Annotated in this window: 21 protein-coding genes and 1 riboswitch; of the genes, 16 read left to right on the forward strand and 5 right to left on the reverse strand. The window is 55.0% G+C overall.

The features are described 5' to 3' along the window. Window positions 1-19: 19 nt before the first annotated feature. The 11 genes from BS29_RS05665 (at window position 20) to BS29_RS05715 (ending at window position 12,234) form a co-directional block, all read left to right on the forward strand. Window positions 20-1,792 (forward strand): SPOR domain-containing protein, encoded by a 1,773-nt coding sequence (locus BS29_RS05665; RefSeq protein ID WP_229956243.1) that lies wholly within the window; start codon window positions 20-22, stop codon window positions 1,790-1,792. Next, entirely contained in the window at window positions 1,792-2,958 is a 1,167-nt protein-coding gene (locus BS29_RS05670) for a deoxyguanosinetriphosphate triphosphohydrolase (RefSeq protein ID WP_229956244.1), read from the forward strand. The genes BS29_RS05665 and BS29_RS05670 overlap by 1 nt, the downstream gene beginning before the upstream one ends. Continuing rightward, the gene (locus BS29_RS05675) at window positions 2,951-3,625 is read left to right on the forward strand and encodes an NAD(P)H-binding protein (protein ID WP_229956245.1); all 675 of its coding nucleotides are present in this window, start codon (window positions 2,951-2,953) and stop codon (window positions 3,623-3,625) included. Before BS29_RS05670 ends, BS29_RS05675 begins: the two co-directional genes overlap by 8 nt. A 99-nt stretch (window positions 3,626-3,724) precedes the next feature. Continuing rightward, window positions 3,725-3,821: riboswitch (glycine riboswitch) on the forward strand. A 166-nt stretch (window positions 3,822-3,987) separates the two neighbouring features. Continuing rightward, the gene (gcvT, locus tag BS29_RS05680) at window positions 3,988-5,133 is read left to right on the forward strand and encodes a glycine cleavage system aminomethyltransferase GcvT (protein WP_229956246.1); all 1,146 of its coding nucleotides are present in this window, start codon (window positions 3,988-3,990) and stop codon (window positions 5,131-5,133) included. 29 nt (window positions 5,134-5,162) lie between these two features. Continuing rightward, window positions 5,163-5,534 (forward strand): glycine cleavage system protein GcvH, encoded by a 372-nt coding sequence (gene gcvH / locus BS29_RS05685; protein ID WP_229956247.1) that lies wholly within the window; start codon window positions 5,163-5,165, stop codon window positions 5,532-5,534. 110 nt (window positions 5,535-5,644) lie between these two features. Continuing rightward, on the forward strand, window positions 5,645-5,956 hold the full coding sequence (locus BS29_RS05690) for a hypothetical protein (protein WP_229956248.1): 312 nt from the start codon (window positions 5,645-5,647) through the stop codon (window positions 5,954-5,956). A gap of 15 nt (window positions 5,957-5,971) precedes the next feature. Continuing rightward, a complete protein-coding gene (gcvPA, locus tag BS29_RS05695) occupies window positions 5,972-7,330 on the forward strand; it encodes an aminomethyl-transferring glycine dehydrogenase subunit GcvPA (protein WP_229956249.1) in 1,359 nt (452 codons plus the stop codon). After that, window positions 7,327-8,910 (forward strand): aminomethyl-transferring glycine dehydrogenase subunit GcvPB, encoded by a 1,584-nt coding sequence (gene gcvPB, locus BS29_RS05700; protein ID WP_229956250.1) that lies wholly within the window; start codon window positions 7,327-7,329, stop codon window positions 8,908-8,910. The genes gcvPA and gcvPB overlap by 4 nt, the downstream gene beginning before the upstream one ends. A gap of 33 nt (window positions 8,911-8,943) precedes the next feature. Then, entirely contained in the window at window positions 8,944-9,930 is a 987-nt protein-coding gene (locus BS29_RS05705) for a bile acid:sodium symporter family protein (RefSeq protein ID WP_229956251.1), read from the forward strand. Further along, complete coding sequence (locus BS29_RS05710; protein ID WP_229956252.1) at window positions 9,920-10,567, forward strand: DUF938 domain-containing protein; 648 nt, start codon at window positions 9,920-9,922, stop codon at window positions 10,565-10,567. The genes BS29_RS05705 and BS29_RS05710 overlap by 11 nt, the downstream gene beginning before the upstream one ends. An 80-nt stretch (window positions 10,568-10,647) precedes the next feature. Further along, complete coding sequence (locus tag BS29_RS05715; RefSeq protein WP_229956253.1) at window positions 10,648-12,234, forward strand: long-chain-fatty-acid--CoA ligase; 1,587 nt, start codon at window positions 10,648-10,650, stop codon at window positions 12,232-12,234. Window positions 12,235-12,255: 21 nt separating this feature from the next. Here BS29_RS05715 and BS29_RS05720 read toward each other — a convergent pair whose 3' ends face one another. Then, a complete protein-coding gene (locus tag BS29_RS05720) occupies window positions 12,256-12,843 on the reverse strand; it encodes a TetR/AcrR family transcriptional regulator (RefSeq protein WP_229956254.1) in 588 nt (195 codons plus the stop codon). A 116-nt stretch (window positions 12,844-12,959) separates the two neighbouring features. Here BS29_RS05720 and BS29_RS05725 point away from each other — a divergent pair, with 116 nt between their 5' ends. From BS29_RS05725 to BS29_RS05735, 3 genes are read left to right on the forward strand one after another with little or no spacing between them, the layout of a single operon-like run. After that, entirely contained in the window at window positions 12,960-13,277 is a 318-nt protein-coding gene (locus tag BS29_RS05725; RefSeq protein WP_229956255.1) for a YciI family protein, read from the forward strand. A gap of 10 nt (window positions 13,278-13,287) precedes the next feature. Beyond that, a complete protein-coding gene (locus BS29_RS05730) occupies window positions 13,288-13,695 on the forward strand; it encodes a hypothetical protein (protein WP_229956256.1) in 408 nt (135 codons plus the stop codon). Then, entirely contained in the window at window positions 13,692-14,249 is a 558-nt protein-coding gene (locus BS29_RS05735) for a dihydrofolate reductase family protein (RefSeq protein ID WP_229956257.1), read from the forward strand. The genes BS29_RS05730 and BS29_RS05735 overlap by 4 nt, the downstream gene beginning before the upstream one ends. A gap of 35 nt (window positions 14,250-14,284) precedes the next feature. On the opposite strand, the gene BS29_RS05740 is transcribed toward BS29_RS05735, so the two are convergent. Beyond that, complete coding sequence (locus tag BS29_RS05740; protein WP_326838495.1) at window positions 14,285-15,178, reverse strand: copper resistance protein B; 894 nt, start codon at window positions 15,176-15,178, stop codon at window positions 14,285-14,287. Further along, complete coding sequence (locus tag BS29_RS05745; RefSeq protein ID WP_407673751.1) at window positions 15,175-17,067, reverse strand: copper resistance system multicopper oxidase; 1,893 nt, start codon at window positions 17,065-17,067, stop codon at window positions 15,175-15,177. The genes BS29_RS05740 and BS29_RS05745 overlap by 4 nt, the downstream gene beginning before the upstream one ends. 44 nt (window positions 17,068-17,111) lie before the next feature. Between BS29_RS05745 and BS29_RS05750 the strand changes: the two genes are divergently transcribed. Together BS29_RS05750 and BS29_RS05755 are read left to right on the forward strand one after the other, a co-directional pair. Beyond that, window positions 17,112-17,864 carry a glutaredoxin gene (locus BS29_RS05750; protein ID WP_229956259.1) on the forward strand — a complete coding sequence of 251 codons (753 nt, stop codon included), beginning with the start codon at window positions 17,112-17,114 and terminating at the stop codon, window positions 17,862-17,864. A 38-nt stretch (window positions 17,865-17,902) separates the two neighbouring features. Next, window positions 17,903-18,178, forward strand: a complete 276-nt coding sequence (locus BS29_RS05755) for a metal-sensitive transcriptional regulator (protein ID WP_326838496.1) — start codon at window positions 17,903-17,905, stop codon at window positions 18,176-18,178. 42 nt (window positions 18,179-18,220) lie between these two features. On the opposite strand, the gene BS29_RS05760 is transcribed toward BS29_RS05755, so the two are convergent. Together BS29_RS05760 and BS29_RS05765 are read right to left on the reverse strand one after the other, a co-directional pair. Then, entirely contained in the window at window positions 18,221-19,780 is a 1,560-nt protein-coding gene (locus BS29_RS05760) for a long-chain-fatty-acid--CoA ligase (protein WP_229956261.1), read from the reverse strand. 29 nt (window positions 19,781-19,809) lie between these two features. Next, window positions 19,810-21,558: an amidohydrolase gene (locus tag BS29_RS05765; protein ID WP_229956262.1), complete on the reverse strand. Its 1,749-nt coding sequence runs from the start codon at window positions 21,556-21,558 to the stop codon at window positions 19,810-19,812. Window positions 21,559-21,582 lie beyond the last annotated feature (24 nt).

A 21,582-nucleotide genomic window follows, 5' to 3' on the forward strand; every position in this document is an offset into this window, starting at 1 on the left:
CTAGCCGTCTAATGAGAAGGTGAAAACGCTTTCAAAATATCTGATTCTGGCGGCCATTCCGCTGGCAAGCATTGGCATGCCGATTCCGGCGCTAGCGCAGAGCGGAACTGACAGTTATCGCGTGAAATTGCAGGATGCGTTGCGGCGTATAGCCCGTAATTCCAATGATTCTTCAGCGCTTGCAGATGCTGGTCTGGCAGCCCTGGAACTGGGTGATACCAGAGCAGCTATTGGCTTTCTGGCCAAAGCGGATCAGATTTATTCAAAAAGTGGTCGTGTAAAGGCCGGGCTCGCTCGGGCGCTTCTGATCGAGCAGAACCCTTTCGGAGCGATCCGCTATTTTGACGAAGCAATTGTCAACGGCATTGCCGCAAAGGATATCGCGGTCGATCGAGGGCTGGCTTATGATCTGATCGGCCGCAATGCAGATGCACAGAAAGACTATGCTCTGGCGTTGCAACATGGTCGGAGTGACAAATTGCTCAGTCGCTATGCGATTTCGCTGGGCATTAGCGGCGATGTTGCCGCCGCAGAAGAACAGCTTAATCCTCTGCTTCAAAAAAGTGATCGGGCGGCTTGGCGAAACCGGGCGTTTATTTTGGCGATGAATGGTCAGAAAAAGGAAGCCAACAAAATTGCAAGTCAGACCATGCAAAAGCAGATGGCGAGAGCTATCAAGCCATTTTTTGATCGTATGCCAAAGTTGACCGCGGCGCAAAAGGCGGCGGCGGTCCATTTTGGTCATTTTCCCGCCAGCGAGAATATCGGTGTGGATGTGGCCTCTGTTCGCTTGGCGGCCAAAAGCGCTGTTCGCGGCGGCGATGGGGCAGATGCCGGATTGATTCCGGTTGGTGAGCCGCTTGGTGCGGATGTTGAGAAGCCAAGAGTATTGGCGATGCCAGACACATCGCCGCGACGTCGTCCGGGAGCCAAGAGCAGCGATAAGAAAGAGAAGCAGATCGCTGCTCGTCCAGCAAGTAATAGCAAGATGCCTCTATTGCGCCGTTCCTTGCCCACGCCAACCCAGGCAAGACCATTGGTGAAGCCTGTTGTGGATCGGCCGAATGACCCTGTCACAAGCACGGCCTCTGGAACAAAACAATCACCCGCTGCCCCAGGATTTGAAACTGCAGTAGGCGGATCGACAGAAAAGGCCGAAAGACAAATAGCCCAGGCACCGCCATTGATATCTGAAACTGTCACGAGAAAAGTTGATATTGGTGATGTGAAAGCATCCGCTGAACCCGATACCAACAAATCGAAAAAGCCTGTTCAACTGGTGGATTTCGACTTGGCCGATGCAGGTTCATCTGGATCATCATCGGGGACAGATGGCGAGCCCGGAGCGGCCACACCGCGTCGTCCCCTGTCCGAAATTATCGGAGCGATTGCGATACCTGAGACGGAGAAGAATGCCGGTGTTGTGCCGGTAGACTTGGCGGCAATCACGCCAGCAAAACCCAAACCGGTGGCGGAGAAACCAGTCGAGAAGAAAGTTGAGGCCAAGCCGAAGCCGCCCGAACATCCCAAGCGCTATTGGGTCCAGATCGCGACTGGCTCTGATCTTAACGCTTTGAAATTTGACTATCGTCGCATGTCCAAGAAAAATGCCGACTTGTTCGCAGGAACCAATGGTTGGACCTCGCGTTGGGGAAAGACTAGGCGGTTGGTGGTCGGTCCTTTTGACGATTTGAGTGCAGCAAAAAAATTTGAAGCCGGATTCCGCAAAAATGGTGGTGATGGCTTTGCCTGGGTGAGTGCCAACGGCACGGAAGTGAACAAGCTGAACTAATGACGCAGATCGCGAGCTATGCCAGCGACCCGCGTAAAAGCCGCGGACGGCGTTTTGACGAAGGTCGTGCTGAAAATGGCGGCAGTGTTCGGGGACCGCGCGATGATTTTCAGCGGGACCGGGACCGTATCATCCACTCGATATCCTTTCGCCGTTTGCGTCATAAAACCCAGGTTTTTGTTGCGCCCGACGGCGATCATTTTCGTGTTCGCCTGACCCACAGCCTGGAAGTCGCGCAAATCGGGCGAACAATTGCGCGCTCGCTCGGTCTCAACGAAGATCTGACTGAAGCGCTCTGTCTCGCCCATGATATCGGTCATCCACCCTTTGGTCATGCGGGAGAAGATGCGCTCGAGGAGGCTCTCGCAGATCATGGCGGCTTTGATCATAATGCCCATACAATCAGGACGCTGACCAAATTAGAACGGCCTTATCCCCGCTGGGATGGCCTCAACCTGACCTGGGAAATGCTGGAAGGGCTAGCGAAGCATAACGGCCCGGTATCAGAACCCACTTGGGCGATGGCCGAAGCCAATGCGGCAATGGATCTTGATCTGGGAAGCTGGCCGTCGCTTGAAGCGCAAATCGCAGCCGTGGCGGATGATATTGCCTATGACAATCACGATATTGATGATGGCATAAGGGCGGGCCTGCTGAGTATTGATCAGCTGTTGGCGCTGCCATTTATCGCAGAACGCTGGTCCGATATCTGCACGCGCTTCCCGGATATTGAAAGAGACCGCTTGGTGCCGGAACTGATCCGTGATCAAATCGGCCTGATGGTCAATGATGTGATTGAAACCACGGTTCAAAGGATCAAGGAAACTGGCGTCGAAACCGCTGATGACGTGCGTAAGGCGGGCCGGATGATTGGCGGTTTTTCGGATGATATGGCCGTGAAAGAGCGCACACTCAAAACCTTCATGTACGCCAATCTCTATAATCATCCCGAACAGATGGCGGCGGCTGACAAAGCGCGGGTGGTGGTCGCTGACCTGGTCACGGCTTATCGGGACAAGCCAGACCTGATGGCCGAAGGCTGGGCGGCTACATTGCCATCTGCAGAACCCGATCGCATAAGGCATATTGCTGATTTCATGGCGGGAATGACCGATCGCTATGCTAGCAACAGTCACGCACAGATTTTTGGGGTGAATAATGACTGAGGCCATATTGGTTGTGGGGGCGACGGGGTTGATTGGCAATTTGCTGGTCCGCAAATTGGTTGCTGATGGGCGCGACAATGAACTGCACTTGCTGATCCGCAAGCCGGTAGAGGAAAATTACGGTGCTGCCACCGTTCATGTGGCACCGAACGAGCAATGGCCAGAGGTAACCGCATCGATCAAGGCCCAGCAGGCGGTGTCCTGCCTTGGCTCGACAATGAAAAAGGCGGGATCGAAACAGGCTTTTGCCGCAATTGACCGTGATCTCGTCGGTGCGGTCGGAAAAGCCGCCAAAGCGGCCGGCGCGCGTCAGTTTATCGCCGTGTCTTCGACGATGGCCAATGCAGAGGCTTCGGGATTTTACCTGAAAGTCAAAGGGCAGGCGGAGCAGCTGTTGCGCGAAGAAAGTTTCGATCGGCTCGATATTATTCGCCCCGGCCTGCTGCGCGGGGAGCGATCCAACGATCCGCGCCTGGGCGAAAGCCTGGCAATTATCGCCAGCCCATTGATGGACAGGTTGCTCCACGGTTCGTTGCGGCGTTATCGTTCCATCGATGCGCGGGAAGTGGCCTCTGCCATTGCCGTTTTGCTCGAGAAGGAGCAGGCCGGCGTTCATATCCATGAAAATGATGCGATATGGAAATTGGCTGAACAGGAAACAGCTTGAACTTTTTACAGTCCTCCGCCTGATCGAATCATTGACTCCGGCTGTCCGCTCGGTCACGCTTTGGCCTGCTTTTGATGAAAGCCTTACAGGCATATATCACGAAGCTGTGCGGGAGAGCGCCAATCTCCTGAAAAGACTGGCCGCCGAAGGAGCAACCGCCCCGGAAACTCTCAGGCTGATGGACCGCATGAGCTTTACAAGCACTCTGGAAAGAGCCCGCCGTTGCTTAAGCAATGGTGGACCACCGAAGGGGTAAGTGGCTGCTCACTATGCGCCATGAAACTCTCAGGTTCCGTGACAGAGGGGGCAGTTTTGCAGGCTTTTTGCTGTGAGCTGTACCTTATGCATGGGCGGAATTTTTAATGAGTGATGACAAAACCGAGACATTGAAGAAACTGCCCCTCGATAGCTGGCACCGCAGCCTTGGCGCGCGCATGGTGCCCTTTGCCGGCTATGAAATGCCAGTGCAATATGAGGGCGTAATGGCCGAACATCTGTGGACCCGAGAGAACGCCGGGCTGTTTGATGTCAGTCATATGGGGCAGGTGCAATTAATGGGCGAAGGTGTGGCCGAAGCGCTGGAAGCGATTGTCCCGGGCAATATCTCTGCACTGGGCGCGGGCAAGATCCGCTACACCTTGTTGCTGGCGCAGGATGGCGGGATTTTGGATGATTTGATGGTCACCAATACCGGCCGCAATCTCTATCTGGTCGTCAATGGCGCGACCAAGCATGATGATATTGCCTATTTCAAAGCACAATTGCCCGATCATGTCACGCTGGACCATATGGAAGACCAGGCTTTGCTGGCATTGCAGGGACCGAAGGCCGGTGAGGCCCTTGCAAAGCTGGAAATTGGGCCGATGCAGCCGGATTGGCCGGTGCCGACGGATCTTTACTTCATGGAAGCCGGACCCTTTATGTGGGGTGATATCCCGCTTGGGATCAGCCGTTCGGGCTATACAGGCGAAGATGGTTTCGAGATTAGCGTTCCGGCGGAGCATGCCGAGAAACTCGCGGCGGCTCTATGTGCGCTGGATGAAGTGAAACCTATTGGTCTCGGCGCGCGTGACAGCCTGCGCCTGGAGGCGGGCTTGCCGCTTTATGGCCATGATATGGATGCGGATATCCTGCCGGTGGAGGCCAATCTCAACTTTGCCCTGTCCAAGGCGCGGCGTGAGCAAGGCAATTTTGGCGGTGCAGATCGCGTTTTGGCGCAATATCCCAACAAAGCTGGGAAGAAACGTGTTGGGCTGTTCGTCAACGGACGCCAGCCGATCCGTGAGGGCGCTGTGGTTGTGGATACCGATGGCAATAGCATTGGGGCCGTCACCAGCGGTGGTTTCTCCCCTACGCTGCAAAAGCCCATCGCCATGGCTTATGTCCCGATGGCATTATCCGATACGGGTACCGAAATCATAGTGGAACAACGCGGCAAGCCTATAGCCTGCACCGTCGCAGACATGCCCTTTGTGCCGCATAACTATCACCGCAAACCGAAATTATAGACGAATAGAAGAGGGAAAAGGATCAGAATATGAGCCGATATTTTACCGATGAACATGAGTGGGTGGACGTTGAGGGTGACACCGCGACGGTCGGTATTACCGATTATGCGCAGGAACAGTTGGGCGACATCGTTTTTGTCGAAACGCCGGAAGTCGGGGCATCGTTGGAACAGGGCGATGATGCCGCCGTTGTGGAATCAGTAAAGGCTGCATCTGACGTTTATGCCGCTGTGTCCGGTGAAGTGGTTGAGGTCAACGAGGCGCTCGAAGAGGAGCCGGCGCTGGTAAACAGCTCTGCCGAGGAAGATGGCTGGTTTTTCCGCGTGACCCTGTCGGACAAATCAGAGCTCGACGATCTGATGGATGAGAAGGCTTACAAGGCGTTTGTGGATCAACTTTAGTGTTAGTCAGGTCGCTCATCCCTGCCGTTTTGCTTCTGGTCGGAGGTTGCACAGCTGCTCCTCCAACAGATGCACTATCCGTTGTCGAGGTTCGCGATCGCATTCACACTTTGAACGGAACAGCAGTGGTTGTGAGAGGTTGGCTTGGGATATGTTCAGGGAACGATTGCGGGCTGTATCAAACACTTGACGACGCCAAGTTGGTTGCAGATGGAGACCATCTTTCAGATGCATGGGCGGCTGCAATGGATAAACGTCTGAGTATCGGAACGGATACCTACTTTGACATGGTTGCTTACCATCTTCAGTTTAAGGAGGTGGTTATTCGAGGAACTGTGAATGACCACTGTCGAAATGGGATTACGTTCTGCTTTGATCGGGCCGGCGATATCGACCCGGAAACGATTCAATTCATTATTTGATTGGGAAAAAGTTCTATGCGTTACCTACCGCTAACCCCTGAAGACCGGCAGGATATGTTGGCCACTATTGGTGCAGCCTCTGTCGATGATCTGTTCGTCGATGTGCCCAAGGAAGTACAGCTCGATGGTCCGATCCGCGGTCTGCCAATGCATGCCGGGGAAATGGCGGTTGAAGCGTATATGAAGAAGCTGGCCAAGAATAATTCGGCTGCCGGCGATATGCCGTTTTTCCTGGGGGCAGGGGCCTATCGCCACCATGTGCCCGCCAGTGTTGATCATATCATCCAGCGCGGTGAATTTCTGACCGCCTATACGCCCTATCAGCCGGAAATTGCGCAAGGCACGTTACAGACCCTGTTTGAATTTCAAACACAGGTTGCGCGCCTGTTCGGCGTCGATGTCGCCAATGCCTCCATGTATGATGGCTCGACCGCCTGCTGGGAAGCGATTGTGATGGCGCGGCGCATCACCAAGCGCGGCAAGGCGATTCTCTCTTCCGGCCTACACCCGCATTATGTGTCGGTGGCGCAGACGATGGCGCGCTTTACCAAGGACCAGTTGGTAGACGGTGCGCCGACACTGGATGCGGCGACGGATGGTGCGGCTTTGCTGGACCAGATTGATGACGATACCAGCTGTGTCGTCGTGCAATATCCTGACATATTGGGCCGCATATCGGATATGTCTGAGCTGGCTGAAAAAGCCCATCGTCACAAAGCGTTGCTGATCGCTGTTGTGACCGAACCTGTCGCTCTGGGTGCGATCAAGGCACCTGGTGATATGGGTGCGGACATCGTAGTGGGAGAGGGCCAATCGCTTGGCGTTGGCCTGCAATTTGGCGGCCCCTATGTTGGTCTGTTCGGCTGCAAACAGAAATATGTGAGGCAGATGCCCGGACGTCTGTGCGGCGAGACAGTGGATGCCGAGGGTAAACGCGGTTTCGTGCTGACCCTCTCCACGCGTGAGCAGCATATCCGCCGTGAAAAGGCGACATCCAATATCTGCACCAATAGCGGCCTTTGTGCGCTGGCCTTTACCGCGCATATGACTTTACTTGGTGAAAAAGGCCTACGGGACCTTGCAATGCTTAACCATAAAAAGGCGGTTGAGGCCGCCGGCCGCTTGGCGAAGATCAACGGTATATCGCTGTTGAATGACAGCTTTTTCAATGAGTTCACACTGGTTCTTGATAAAGATACGCGGCCAATTGTTCGTAAGCTTGCGGATCAGAAAATCCTCGCTGGCGTGTCCTTGGGCCGGCTCTATCCCGATGCAAATGAACTGGCGCACGGGCTGGTCGTTGCAGTGACGGAGACCACGAGTGACGAGGATGTTGAAGCGCTGGCGACTGCGCTGGAAGGAGAACTGGCATGAGCATGTTGACCGAAGGCCGTCCGACCAAACAGGAAGATAATATCATAACGCCCGATTCTGATGCACTCAAAACCCACACCGGCAACCGTGCGCTGATGGTGGATGAACCGCTGATCTTTGAAACCGGATCGCCGGATCGCAGCGGTGTGGACCTGCCCGAAGCACCGGCGGTAGAGAGCCGCCTGGGCGGTCTCGACCGAGACGAACCCATCAGCATACCGGGTCTCTCTGAGGCGGAAGCGGTGCGTCATTACACACGGCTCAGCCGTCAGAATTACGCCATTGATGTCGGGCTGTTCCCCTTGGGCAGCTGTACGATGAAGCACAACCCGCGGCTCAATGAGAAAATGGCGCGGCTGAAAGGCTTTTCCGACATCCATCCATTGCAGCCCGTAGACAGTGTGCAGGGCGCGCTTGAAACCATTTACCAGCTCGCCGAGTGGCTCAAAAAGCTAACCGGCATGCCCGCCGTGGCAATGAGCCCTAAGGCGGGTGCGCATGGCGAACTTTGCGGTATTCTCGCGATCCGTTCCGCGCTCGAAGCGCGGGGTGACGCGCGGGAAGTTATCCTGGTTCCGGAAAGTGCCCATGGCACCAATCCCGCAACAGCGGCTTTTGCGGGCTATAAGGTTGAGGATATTCCCGCCAACGCGGCGGGCCGCGTCGATCTTGACGCTTTGAAAGCGCGCCTCGGCCCTGATGTGGCGGGTGTGATGATCACCAATCCCAATACCTGCGGTTTGTTTGAACCGGATATGAAAGCCATTTCAGATGCAGTGCATGAGGCCGGCGGCCTGGTCTATTGCGATGGCGCAAATTTCAACGCGATTGTAGGCCGGGTGCGCCCGGGTGACCTTGGCATTGATGCTATGCACATCAACCTGCACAAGACCTTTTCGACGCCCCATGGCGGCGGCGGTCCGGGATCCGGCCCGGTTGTCTTTTCCGAAGCGCTGGAGCCATTTGCGCCCTTGCCCTTTGTCGAAAAGACCGAAGAAGGCCATTTCCATCTGGTCGAAGAGGAAACCGCCGAAGACCATCATGAAAACAGTTTTGGCCGGATGGTCGCCTTTCATGGCCAGATGGGTATGTTTACCCGTGCGCTGACTTATATGCTGAGCCACGGCGCTGATGGCCTGAAACAGGTGGCGGAGGACGCTGTGCTAAACGCCAATTATGTCTTGCGTAGCCTTGAGGATGTGCTCGATGCGCCATTCGCTGAGTCAGGTCCGTGCATGCACGAGGCCTTGTTCTCGGATAATGGCTTTGCCAACGGCCTGACCACGCTAGACCTCGCCAAAGGCCTGATCGACGAAGGCTATCATCCGATGACTATGTATTTCCCATTAGTGGTACATGGCGCAATGCTGGTTGAGCCGACCGAGACGGAAAGCAAGGCAGCGATTGACCAGTTTATTGGTGCATTGCGCTCGGTGGCAGAGCGCGCCAAGGCGGGGGATGAACTGCTGAAATCCGCACCGCATTTCGCCCCGCGCAGACGGTTGGATGAGACACAGGCGGCCCGCAAGCCGATTTTGGTCTGGAAAGAACCGGAGGAATATGCTGAAGCAGCTGAATAGGGCTGAATGACACCTGACTTTTGGGGGAGCGGAATGATCCAGCGCTTAACGAACCTGTTTGCGCTGTGGACTGTTCTCGGCACGGCCTGGGCCTGGTATATTCCCGAACATTTTTTGTGGGTTGTTGATGGGCGGTTCCGGCCGCTGGGCCAACCTTTGGTTAGCGTGATGCTCGGCCTGATCATGCTCGGCATGGGGCTTACGCTTTCTTTCGATGACTTCAAACGCATTGCCCGCATTCCGAAATGTGTGGGAGCAGGCGTCATCCTGCAGTTCACGGTCATGCCGCTTGCGGGGATTACCATAGCGATGCTGGCCGGTTTGGAGACCGGACTCGCGGTCGGCCTGATCCTCGTATCCTGTTGCCCCGGTGGCACAGCGTCTAATGTGGTGGCCTATCTCGCCAACGCCAATCTCGCGCTGTCGGTGACGATGACCATGGCTTCGACACTGGTCGCGGTTGTCGCGACACCGCTGCTAACCGGCTGGTTGGCCGGAAAATTTGTCGAAATTGACCAGTGGAACCTGTTCATCAACATGGTTTCGATTGTGCTGGTGCCCGTCATTGCTGGCGTTTTACTCAATCGGTATTTTTCCAAAGCGACGAAGAAAATTGCCATCATTTCCCCCTTGGCGTCGGTGATAGTGGTTGTCCTGATCGTCGGCGGAATCATCGCCAATTCGAAACCGCTGATTGAACAGCATTTCGGTATCCTGATGATCGCCATCTTGATGCTTCACGTTTTCGGCTTCGGCTTCGGCTATTTTCTGACCAGAGTATTGGGCTTTGGCATCAGCGAGCGCCGGACGATCAGCATTGAGGTTGGTATGCAGAATAGCGGGCTGGGATCCAGCCTTGCTTCTACTCCTGGCTTTGCGGCGCAATTTGCGACCCCGATCCAGGCTGCGCTGGCCCCGGTTCCCAGCGCGATATCGGCGGTCTATCACGTGGTGATCGGAAGTTTCCTCGCCGCAGTGTGGCGGCGTCAGATGATGGAGAAGAGTCACGATGACCGGTAAAGGCGATCCTACTCCCTGGTTTCGAGATCAGGCGGGGCCGCAAGATGAAAAGCACGCCCCAGCCACGCTGCGTAACCGCGATGCTATCGTTCAAGTGTTGCGGGGCATCTTGCCGGATAGCGGCACGGTTTTGGAAATTGCCAGCGGAACGGGCGAGCATGCGGTCTATTTTGGCGAGAAATTTCCCGGCCTGACATGGCAGCCGAGCGACCCCGATCCTGATGGTTGTCGTTCCGTCGCCGCTTGGACGAAGCGGGCAGGGGTGGGTAATGTCCTGCCGCCGCTGCAACTCGACGCGGAGGCTGCTTCTTGGGATATCGAAAAGCCTGCCACAATCCTGTGCATTAACATGGTTCACATCGCGCCGTGGGAGGCTTCTATCGGCCTGTTTGAAAAAGCCGCCAAGCTGCTTTCCCCCGGTCGCTCCTTGTACCTCTATGGACCCTATTTTCGCGGAGACGCACCCACTGCGCAGGGCAATCTCGACTTCGACCGCAGCCTGAAAAGCCGCGACCTGCGCTGGGGGATAAGGGAGGTGGACGACATGGATGGGCTGGCTAAGGAAAACGGTTTCACCCGCACCGATCTTGTTGAAATGCCGGCGAATAACCTGTCACTCCTTTATCGGCGCAACTGACCCGCTTGTCGTAGCGTCAACCCTCTTGCCTTGATTTAAGCGAGTGCTTAACGTTGTATAAAACAGATCAAGGAGCGGGCATGTCGAACAAAGGGCCAGAAATTCGCCGGTGCATGGGTTCATCCATTGCTTATTGGGCAGAGCGTCTGCCGGATAATATTGCGTTGGACGATGCAGCGGGCGTTGTCACTTATGCGGAGCTTGACCGGATTGTCACGGACTATGCGCGCGCCTTAGTCGGTTCCGGTATCAAAAAGGGCGACCGTATCTGCTGGCTTGGCAAGAATAGCGCGCTTTATTTCACTCTTTTTGCCGCCGCGAGCCGCGCGGGCGCGGTGATCGCCCCGATTGGTTGGCGTTTGGCGGCGCCGGAAGTTGCCTATGTCCTGAAAGACACGCAGGCGCCTCTATTGATCTGCGAACCGGAATTTGCCCAGATCGCGCAGGATGCAGCAGCGCAGGCGGGAACGGTGAAGACTATTCTCGCCGCCGGGGAAGCCAATGGACTGATGGCGCTCGACGAATGGTTGGTAAAAACCCAGCCTGGCGAGTTGCCTGAAACCGATCCGGTGGAGGGCGTGCTGCAACTCTATACCTCTGGCACCACCGGCAATCCAAAGGGTGCGGTGCTGACCAGTGATAATCTCTTCAAGTTACGCCCGCTGGTGGAGAATAAGCCGGAACATGCCTGGATCGATATCGGTCCCGATGACAGCACATTGGCGGTCATGCCCTGCGCGCATATTGCCGGCTCCGGCATTGGTCCAATCGCCTTTTACAATGGTGCGACGATGATGGTGATCCCGGAATTCCATCCTGACAGCGTGCTCGATTGCGTGGATAAAGGGCTCAACCAGTTTTTCCTGGTACCGACCGCTCTCCAGATGCTGGTCAACTGGCCGCGGGCTCAGGAGACGGATTTCTCCAGCGTGCGGTCCGTCACCTATGGCGCGGCCCCGATCCCGCTGGAACTGCTGCGCCAGTGCATCCAGACCATGCCGCAGGCTTTGTTCTGTCAGCAATATGGCATGACCGAGACGACCGGCACGGTCTGTATCCTGCCGCCGGAGGATCATGATCCGGAGGGTAATGAGCGGATGCGCGGCATTGGCGTGCCGCTGCCCAGTGTCGAAATGAAAATTGTCGATGAGAACCGGCAGGAAGTGCCGCCCGGAACGATCGGAGAAATTGCCACACGATCCGGTCTTAACATGCTGCATTATTTCAATAATCCGGAGAAGACGACTGAGACTGTGGACGCCGATGGATGGCTCTACACCGGTGATGCTGCGATCATGGATGAGGATGGTTATTTCTACATCAAGGACCGGGTGAAGGACATGATCATCTCGGGCGGCGAAAATGTCTATCCGGCGGAAGTCGAAAACGCGATCTTCGGCCATCCACAGGTCAATGAAGTCGCGGTTATAGGTATCCCCGATGAAAAATGGGGCGAAGCGGTCAAAGCTGTTGTCTCACCCAAGCCTGATACAGGGGATATAGATGCCGACAGCGTGATAAGCTGGGCGCGGGAACGCATTGCTGGGTTCAAGGTACCGAAATCGGTTGATGTAATTCCTGAGTTGCCAAGAAATGCTTCGGGCAAGATTCTAAGAAGAGAGTTGCGAGCGCCTTATTGGGAGGGAAAAGAACGCGGCGTGAATTAGGGGTGGAAGGAGTTTAATCGCTTAGCCTTTCAATTGGCTCAGAGCAAAGCGTTCCGCTGCATTCCGTACCTCTTCTGCCAATTCCGAGTCAGGCAGTGATTTGGCAATGACCATGCCTCCAACGCAAAGTGCCGCCAACGACAAGGCTTGCTGCCGCGCGTCATTGGCTTCCTTACCAATGCCGTTTTCAAACAATCCTACCATTGCTTCAAGCAGCTGCTGATAGGATGTCTGCACCTGCGGATTGGATCGCGCAATGTCCGATGGCAGAGCGATCATCGGACATTGCCCGTCGATATCCCCCAGATGGTCCGAGGAGAGATAACCCGATATCATTTGACGGACCATATCTTCGCCCGGAGAGCTGGGATCGACCCCCGCATCTTTCCGCCATTCCGCACCGCGACCATGCAAAAAGCTGGATACAGCCGCATGGTGCAATTGCTCTTTCGTCTTGAAATGATTGTAGAATCCGCCGCGCGTCAGCCCGGCATTTTCCATGACCATATCAATTGTAACGTCCTGAAACCCGTATCGGTTGAACAGGATTCTCGCTGCCTCTATGATTCTGGCCCGTGTCTGCTGTTTATGTTCCGCACTATAAGGCATTGTCTTGTCTCCGTGTCAGGGGATCATAAAAGAAACCTAAAAATGTTCTTTAACATATTTAGAACGAGGCAATAAAGGCCGCTCGACAGTCATCAAACCCCCAAAGGAGAATGAAAATGCAGAAATATATCTTGGCCTATCACGGCGGTAACACTTCTATGACACCCGAAGAAGGTCAGCAGCATATGCAGAAATGGATGGCGTGGATGGACGGTCTTGGTGATGCAGTGGTAGATCGCGGCGTACCGGTTGGTTCGTCGATCACCGTCAGTTCTGATCAGGTGACGGACGATGGCGGGCCAAACCCACTGTCCGGGATCACAATCATTCAGGCTGATAGCCAGGATGCTGCTGTCGCCATGACCCAAAAATCACCTCATCTCGACATTGGCGGCACCATTGAACTGGCCCCAGTGATGGATATGCCGATGTAAGGAGGTAATTGTGAAGCACCTTTTGTCGATCCTTGCCTTCATCCTCATCACCTTTGGAGTGCAGGGATTAAACCACTTCGTGGTCAATGTAGCACATTATGAGAACATAGATTTTGCGCGGGCTGAACCCATAATGGCTCTCGGTTTTCTTACAATGATCGTGCAGGGAAGTATTTTGACTTTGGCCTTGGGCTATTTGGCTCCAAAGGGCGCAAGAATAAAAGACGCAATGATGGTGTCGCTCAGCTTTGGTTTGTTTCTCGGCTTTTATATAGCCGTAACGGAACCGGCCAAATATGCGGCGCCGTCTATTCCCGCTTGGATCATTACTGAGGGATTGGCGAGCACGATACAATTTCTCTTGTTTGGTCTTGTGCTAGGCTTTGTTCATCAGCGCTTTTCGAAAGGGCCAAAATGAGAGACATTGCAGCCCTGACTTTCATTACCCTCGATGGTGTCATGCAGGCCGTGCGGCTGCCCGATGAAGATCGCTCCGGTGGTTTCACATCGGGCGGCTGGGCTGCCGATTATTGGGATCCGGTCATGGAACAGGTGCAAAGGGAGGCAATGGCCGAACCTTATGACATGCTGCTTGGCCGGAAAACCTATGCACTGTTTTCAAGCCATCAGGACAGTAGCATGAACAATGGCCATGTTTATGTTGCATCTTCTGGTTTGACTGACCCGAAATGGCAAAATGTGACAGTGCTGTCCGGTGATGTCGCTTCGGAAGTCCGCAAGATCAAACAGCAAGATGGTCCGTTGCTGCAAATTCACGGCAGTTGGCAGCTAATCCAAGCCCTGTTGACTGCTGACCTGATTGATGAATTCCGTCTGTGGGTATTTCCAGTGACGGTAGGTTCCGGCAAGCGCCTGTTTCAATCGGATTTCAAAGGCGGGCCGCTCAAATTGTTGAAAACGGAGCCGACCGGCAATGGCGTTGTCATGAATGTGTATCGCAAATCAGGCTGACCCTCGAGAGATAATATAATTGTCTCACTGGGCTGCTAAAACCAGAAACGAACCCCGACCACATAATTGGTCACGCTCGGATCTTCTCCAGCAGTTCTTGCGAAGTCACGGCTATCGCCCAGCTTCCATTCCTGCTCGATGCCGATATAGGGCGCGAATTCGGGGACGATTTCATAGCGCAGGCGCAGGCCAAGCTCGAGATTGTCGATGCCCGCGCCAACGCCGAGCTCCGGGATATCCTGAGCAGCGAGATTGATCTCTGCGCGCGGTTGCAGAACCAGGCTTTGGGTGAGCCGCTGGTCATATTCAGCTTCGATACGGGCCGTCAGGTCGCCCTTGTCCGAGAGGAATGCCGCCGCATCAACCTCGAACATATAGGGCACCAGACCTTGTATTCCGACGACTGCATGGGTGCGGGTGGGACCAGTCAGATCCTGCCGGACGCCCGCTTGCAGATCGAAAAATGGCGCAATGGCGCGGCTGTAGAGTGCCTGAATCTCGGCATCTTCAATCGGTTCGCCGAAACTGCCTTCGCCTTCGCTTTTGAACCAGAATTTGTTGATATCCCCGCCATAATAGCCCTGAACATCCCAGAGATAACCGTCTTCACCGGCACGGACGCGATATTCGGCGCGGTCGCCCTGAAACCAGAACAGCATCATATCGCCATGTTCGTCATAGAGCGCCTCGCGGGAAGCGAGCATTTCCTCTGCGCCCCAGATGGCATCGGCGGCCTTTAGCGGGCCGGATGGGCTTTCGGCCTCAGGGGCCTCAGCAGCAGGCTGATCGGGTTGATCATCCATCCGCGAGTGGTCCATCTGGCTATGATCCATAGCACTATGGTTCTGATGCTGATCATGACTTTGGGCAAGCAGGGGTGTCGTTGCGGTTGAACCCGCCAAAAGGGCTGCAAATATTCGGTGCATCATGCGTCCTTCGGAAATTCAATGCTGACCGCCTGCATCATGCCGGCGTGCATGTGATAAAGCAGATGGCAGTGAAAGGCCCAATCGCCCGGTTCGTCGGTCGTCACGTCAAAAGTGGCACTGCTGCCCGGCTGGACGATGACGGTATGCTTTTTCGGTTGGTGATGGCCCTGACCGTTCACGACCTCAAAAAACATGCCGTGCAGATGGATGGGATGCGCCATCATCGTGTCGTTGACCAGTTTGACGCGAACCCGCTCATCATAGCGGAAGCGGATCGGATCATCGCCGACGGCGCTCATTTTCTTGCCATCGAAAGACCACATATAACGTTCCATATTGCCGGTCAGATGCAATTGCATTTCACGGTCCGGCGACCGTTTGTGATGATCCATTTTCAGCGATTTGAGCATACGATAGTTGAGCACTCGGTGCGGCACATTGTCGAGGCCAAGGCCGGGAAAGCCGGTCCGGTCCATCGGGTTCATCGCTACCATGTCGATACCGGGCCCGACTTTCACGCTATCGGGCAGCAAGCTGGTATCACGCATCTTCATGCCGCCCATATTGGCCATATCATGGTTATCCATTGGCGCGGCGCCCAGGTTTGTGTCCGGTTTCATCGCGCCATGACTCATTTTGCTATGGTCCATTTGACTATGGTCCATTTTTCCGTGGCCCATCTTACCATGATCCATCTGAGAGTGATCCATCGCGGCGGCAGGTTTAGCACCATGCCCTTCATGACCATGGGCACCGTTACCATGATCCATGCCGCCATGGCCCATATCTGTCATGCTGAGGAGCGGTGGGTCACGCAGCGCGGGAAATTCCGCCTGTCGGCCCGGTTGAGAGGTCAGCGTGGCCTGTGCCATCCCGCTGCGATCCATCGATTCTGCGGCCAAGGCAAAGGCGCCTTCTTTCGTTGGCTGCACGATAACATCATAGGTTTCAGCGACGCCGATTTGCAGTTCGTCGACCTCAACCGGCTGAACATCCTGTCCGTCGGCCTGAACCACGGTCATCGGCAAGCCGGGCAGGCGGATATTGAAAAATGTCATGGCGCTGCCATTGATGATACGCAACCTGACCCGTTCGCCTGGGCTGAAGGGAAGTTCAAGGCCATCATCCGGCCCGTGGCCGTTGATCATATAGGTGTAGGTTGGCGCCGACACATCAGCGATATCGGTCGGCATCATCCGCATCCGGCCCCACATGCGCCGCTCAGCACCGCTGAAATCATAATCATCGGTCGCGCTGGCCTTCTGGCGGCTGAAATAGCCTTCGGATACTTTCAGCTTCTTCATGATCTCATGCGGATGCATGGCGGCAAATTCGCTGAGTAGAATGACATGTTCCCGGTCATATTGCACGGGATCGGGGCCAGCCGGATCAATGATCAGCGGTCCGTAATGGCCCATTTGTTCCTGCAATCCGCTATGGCTGTGCCACCAATAGGTGCCATGCTGGCGCACCTTGAAAGGCGCGGTGAAGCGTTCCCCGGGTTTGATACCGGGAAAGCTGATGCCCGGAACGCCATCAAATTGAAACGGCAGCAATAGCCCGTGCCAGTGCACGGAACTATCCTCGTCCAGCATGTTGTGAACATTCAGCCTGACATCCTGACCCTCGCGCAGCCGGATCAGCGGACCGGGTACGGTACCGTTGACAGCTATGGCATGGCCGGACCGTGAACCTGTGCGGAAAAGGCCGCTTCCGACATGCAGGTCAACGTCCGGTCCGGACAGCTGGTCCATGCCATTGCGCACGCGGCCACCCATTTTGCCCATGGCCCAGGCGGGCATGGGCAGTGCCGTGGTTCCGGCAAGGGCAGCCAGGCTGCCAATCATATTGCGGCGGGAAATAGCGAGATTGCTTTTGATCATGTACATCCCCATATACCCCCTATAGGTATATGGCAATATGGATGATTGTTATGGAAAATAGACAGGCCGAACTGCATCGGATGGTCATGGACGAGCACCTCTGTCCCTATGGATTAAAGTCCAAAGATCTGCTGGAACGACAGGGTTTCAAGGTTGCCGATCATCATCTCGCCACGCGGGACGAGGTTGATGCCTTCAAGGAAAGGAAAGGCGTGAAGACAACGCCTCAGACGTTTATCGATGGCAAGCGAATTGGTGGATATGACGATCTGCTTGTCCATTTCGGCAAAGCCAAGCCGGCCGACAAACAGAGTGAGACGAGTTACCAGCCGGTCATTGCTTTGTTTGCCATGACGTTTCTGATGGCCCTTGGGGCTGCTTTTGTCGCGACTGGATCGTGGCTGTCGTTGAAGACGATTGAGTGGTTTGTCGCCTTTTCCATGTGTGTTCTGGCATTTCTGAAGCTGCGCGATATCGAAAGCTTCTCTACCATGTTTTTGAACTACGACCTGCTGGCCAAACGATGGGTTCGCTATGGCTATATCTATCCGTTTGGTGAAGCTCTGGCGGGTGTGCTGATGATTGCGGGCGTGGCTCTGTGGCTGGCCATTCCGGTCGCGCTGTTTATCGGTACAGTTGGGGCCATATCAGTATTCTACGCTGTCTATGTTCAGAAGCGCGAGCTGAAATGCGCCTGTGTCGGCGGCGACAGCAATGTGCCGCTGGGCTTTGTATCGCTGACCGAAAATCTGTTCATGATTGGCATGGCTTTATGGATGAGCTTCAAGCTGCTAAGTGTTTAACCGGATGACCCAGCTTCAGTATGTTAGGAAACAAACCCATGGCGGAAGATAAGATGACCGCGAAGCTCAACCGCCTGAACCGGATTGAAGGGCAGGTGCGGGGCATTGCAAAAATGGTCGAAGAAGACCGCTATTGCATGGATATCCTAACCCAGATGCAGGCGGTAAAATCGGCCTTGTCCAAGGTAGAGAGTCAGATTTTGAAAGACCATGCGGCCTGCTGTGTCGCCGAGGCGATATCTTCTGGTAACGAAGAGGATCAGAAAGAGAAGTTCAGCGAGCTCGTGGATCTTTTTGAGAAGATGAAGGGATAGCTTTACTCTTTTTCCCCCTAAAGGTTCTGCTCCACAATCAATTTAACTCACGCTGCGTTCCTGGCCCTCCCAATAGGGTGCGCGTAGCTCACGTTTCAGTACTTTGCCGGCACCGGATAGCGGGAAAGGGTCGGTTCGAAAATCAATCGAGCCTGGACATTTGTAACCGGCAATCTGATCCTTGCAATGGTCGATGATTGACTGCTCGTCGGGCGTCACACCGTCCTTTGGAATGACGATGGCATGGACAGATTCGCCCCATTTTTCACTGGGAATACCAACTACGGCAACGGCCGCCACATCGGGATGCGTGGAAATGGCGCTTTCGACCTCGGCCGAAAAGACATTCTCACCGCCCGAGACGATCATGTCCTTCATCCGGTCGACGATATAGAGGAAACCATCCTCGTCCTGATAGGCTCCGTCGCCGGTATGGACCCAGCCATTGACCAGCGTTGCGGCGGTCTGCTCTTCCTGTTGCCAATAGCCCAGCATATTGCCCGGGCTGCGCGCGGCAATCTCACCAACCGTGCCGCGTGGGACCGGTTGACCCTCTTCGTCGATAATCTTGACGTCACAGCCCCAGGCTGGACGACCAGCAGAGCGGATCTGTTTCGCTTTCTCGCCCTCCAGCACATGGTCAGCGGGGTTCAGAATGGACACGAGCGGTGCCATCTCGGTCTGGCCATAGGCTTGCGCGAATTTGACATCCGGCAGCAACGCCATGGCCTGGCGCAACAGGCCCTCGGGCATCGGTGAAGCGCCATAGAGATAGTGTGTCATGGAGCGGAGCTTGGCCACATCAAATTCAGGATGCTGCAACACCATTCCCAACATGGTCGGGACGAGCAGCACATGGGTGACCTGATTGTCCTCGATCGCGTTGAGGGTTGAGACTGGTTCGAATGACGGCACATAGACATGTGTGCCGCCAGCCATCATTACCGCCCCACTGCAGGCGAGATCCGCCATGTGGAACATCGGCGCAGTGTGCTGATAGATGGAATCACTGGTGAACCCGGCCATGCCGGCCAGCGCGATGTTATTGTACCAGAGCGCCCGTTGAGGAACCATTACGCCCTTGGGAAAGCCGGTCGTGCCGCCGGTATAGAACAGGCCTGCTAGGTCCTCGCCACTACGCCCGGCATCGGTACAGGGCGCATGATCCGTAACCAGCTGCTCATAGGATAGCATGCCTTCGGGCACCTCTTCCTCCTCTAGGTGAATGATGGTGGAGACGGTTTCGGCCTGATCCCGAAACGAGCTGACCATCGGGGCAAAATGGCGGTCAACAAACAGGATGGTCGCCTGCGAGTCGTTGAGCGAATAGACATTTTCTGCCGCCGACCAGCGCGTATTCATCGGCACCACCGCGCCACCGGCCCACCAGACCGCGAACATATATTCAGTATAGCGGTCCGAATTGAGCGCCAGGATCGCAACCCTATCACCAGCCTTGACGCCCAACGTTTGGAGTGCACCGGCCAGACGCCCGACGCGTTTCCTGAGCTCTGCCCAACTCTTGCGCCGATCTCCATCAACCGTTGCCAGATGATTGGGCCTTGTATCCGCTGCGCTGTGGAGCATCTGGGTCAATTGCATCGCGTATCTCTCCTATCGTGGCCGTGCGGTTACTCCTGACCGGCTGGGAACCAGCGGCCTTCGAATATCACCCCTTTGATGCCTATTTCCTGAAGCTGCGGGGCGCCGATTTCATAAGGATCGCTATCCAGCACCGTGAAGTCGGCTTTCTTCCCAGTCGCGATGCTGCCAACCATAGCATCGAGGCCGATTATTTGCGCCGCCTCGATCGTGATGGCACGCAGGGCTTTGTCTAGAGATAGTCGTTCAGCCGGGGCTTTAGCATTGCCATCCAGGGTGATCCGGTTGCTGGCGACCCAAGCAAGGTATAGCGGGTCAATCGGTGCCATATTGAAGTCACTATGCAGTCCAAGCGGAACTCCCTTGCGTTCGAGCGAGCCAAGCCGACTCATCTGCGCTGCGCGATCGGGACCCATGCCAGTCTTGGCATAGGTGTCACCAAGGATACGGATATAATTGGGTTGTGCAGAAACGTAGAGACCCATTTGTCCGATCCGTCGGTTTTGGGCTTCGGTTGAATAGCCAAGATGCTCCATGACAATATTCTGACCGTTTTTGACCGCCAGTTTCTCGGTGATATCAAGCACTACGTCGAGACCCTTGTCACCGTTGACATGAGTATGGAGGTGCCAGCCCGCGTCCCAAAACCGCTTGGTCTGTTTCAATAATTCTTCCGGTTCCGTCAGCCATTTGCCTTCATGGCCATCGCTATAACCAGGCGGATTCATCTGCATATATTGCGCGAAAAAAGCACCATCAGCAAACAGCTTTACCCGGTTTGAGAAGAAGAATTTATCGCTGTCATATTTGGATTTCATATCCTTTAGCCAAACGTTGGGATCGCCCGTGACTAAAGGAGCAACCGGAATGGCCAAAATGCGCGATGGTGTGGTTGGCTGATCATAGAGACTCTTGAATAGTTTCGATTCCATTTCCGGGCCGCCAAAGCCGCCGAAGGCAAGATCAGCACTCGTTGTGACACCGTTTTCAAGCATCATCTGCCGCATGTCAGTCAGTCCTTGCTGCACTTTAGCGGGAGAGAAGAGATAAGGGCGGAGCTTTTCGATACCATTGAAGAGTGCTGTTTCATGAATGATGCCGCTGTCATAATCGGCATGGCTGGGGTCGATGCCGGGCTTGGAGAAGGCGGCGGCAAAGGCATCTTTCGTGCCGATGCCAAGTAATTTCAGTGCCGGTGTGTTGGCGATGATCTCGTGAAAACTGCGTTGCCAGATAACCACGGCGCGATCCGGTGCAATGCTGTCGAGCAAGGCGCGATCCATATCTCCATGGAACAGCTTATGATGGCCCCAGGTGATAAAAAGTTCGTCGGTGCTTTTCGCAAGAACCGCGCGCAAACGGCGCTCATAGTCCGCTTTGCCACGCACCGCGGGATAGGATTTGCCCGGAAGTTCCCAGCTTTCCGGGCTGATGAAGGGGATAGGCAGCATCATGATCGTCTGCATCGGGTGAATATGCGGTTCGACAAAACCCGGCATCAGAATATTTTTGGCAAATTGCCGATCCACTGTAACATCACGTCCCAGTGTCCAAGCGTCTAGATCGTCCAGACTTTGACCTAGTCCGAGGATAATCCCATCGGCAGTCGCAACATAGTGAGCTTCGGGATAGCCTGGCTCCATTGTGATAATTTTGGCCGCCTCATAAACGGTGACTTTGGGATAGTGAACAGGTGCCGTAGGTTCCTTTGCGACAGCAACATTTGAAAATGTGACTAGTACCAATAGCGCAGCAAAATGGTGCCAAAATCTATGCATGTCCCTCTCCCTTTATGCGGGAGG

Source organism: Parasphingorhabdus litoris DSM 22379 (genome assembly GCF_020906275.1).
GTDB classification, from domain to species: domain Bacteria; phylum Pseudomonadota; class Alphaproteobacteria; order Sphingomonadales; family Sphingomonadaceae; genus Parasphingorhabdus; species Parasphingorhabdus litoris.

Excerpts from the sequence above, each read along its gene's own strand:
- gcvH (WP_229956247.1), top strand. The coding sequence starts at position 5,163 with ATGAGCCGATATTTTACCGATGAACATGAGTGGGTGGACGTTGAGGGT.
- BS29_RS05720 (WP_229956254.1), bottom strand. The coding sequence starts at position 12,843 with ATGCCTTATAGTGCGGAACATAAACAGCAGACACGGGCCAGAATCATA.
- BS29_RS05765 (WP_229956262.1), bottom strand. The coding sequence starts at position 21,558 with ATGCATAGATTTTGGCACCATTTTGCTGCGCTATTGGTACTAGTCACA.
- gcvPA (WP_229956249.1), top strand. The coding sequence starts at position 5,972 with ATGCGTTACCTACCGCTAACCCCTGAAGACCGGCAGGATATGTTGGCC.
- gcvT (WP_229956246.1), top strand. The coding sequence starts at position 3,988 with ATGAGTGATGACAAAACCGAGACATTGAAGAAACTGCCCCTCGATAGC.
- gcvPB (WP_229956250.1), top strand. The coding sequence starts at position 7,327 with ATGAGCATGTTGACCGAAGGCCGTCCGACCAAACAGGAAGATAATATC.
- BS29_RS05725 (WP_229956255.1), top strand. The coding sequence starts at position 12,960 with ATGCAGAAATATATCTTGGCCTATCACGGCGGTAACACTTCTATGACA.
- BS29_RS05750 (WP_229956259.1), top strand. The coding sequence starts at position 17,112 with ATGGAAAATAGACAGGCCGAACTGCATCGGATGGTCATGGACGAGCAC.
- BS29_RS05670 (WP_229956244.1), top strand. The coding sequence starts at position 1,792 with ATGACGCAGATCGCGAGCTATGCCAGCGACCCGCGTAAAAGCCGCGGA.
- BS29_RS05740 (WP_326838495.1), bottom strand. The coding sequence starts at position 15,178 with ATGATGCACCGAATATTTGCAGCCCTTTTGGCGGGTTCAACCGCAACG.
- BS29_RS05715 (WP_229956253.1), top strand. The coding sequence starts at position 10,648 with ATGTCGAACAAAGGGCCAGAAATTCGCCGGTGCATGGGTTCATCCATT.
- BS29_RS05675 (WP_229956245.1), top strand. The coding sequence starts at position 2,951 with ATGACTGAGGCCATATTGGTTGTGGGGGCGACGGGGTTGATTGGCAAT.
- BS29_RS05710 (WP_229956252.1), top strand. The coding sequence starts at position 9,920 with ATGACCGGTAAAGGCGATCCTACTCCCTGGTTTCGAGATCAGGCGGGG.
- BS29_RS05705 (WP_229956251.1), top strand. The coding sequence starts at position 8,944 with ATGATCCAGCGCTTAACGAACCTGTTTGCGCTGTGGACTGTTCTCGGC.
- BS29_RS05745 (WP_407673751.1), bottom strand. The coding sequence starts at position 17,067 with ATGTACATGATCAAAAGCAATCTCGCTATTTCCCGCCGCAATATGATT.
- BS29_RS05760 (WP_229956261.1), bottom strand. The coding sequence starts at position 19,780 with ATGCAATTGACCCAGATGCTCCACAGCGCAGCGGATACAAGGCCCAAT.
- BS29_RS05735 (WP_229956257.1), top strand. The coding sequence starts at position 13,692 with ATGAGAGACATTGCAGCCCTGACTTTCATTACCCTCGATGGTGTCATG.
- BS29_RS05755 (WP_326838496.1), top strand. The coding sequence starts at position 17,903 with ATGGCGGAAGATAAGATGACCGCGAAGCTCAACCGCCTGAACCGGATT.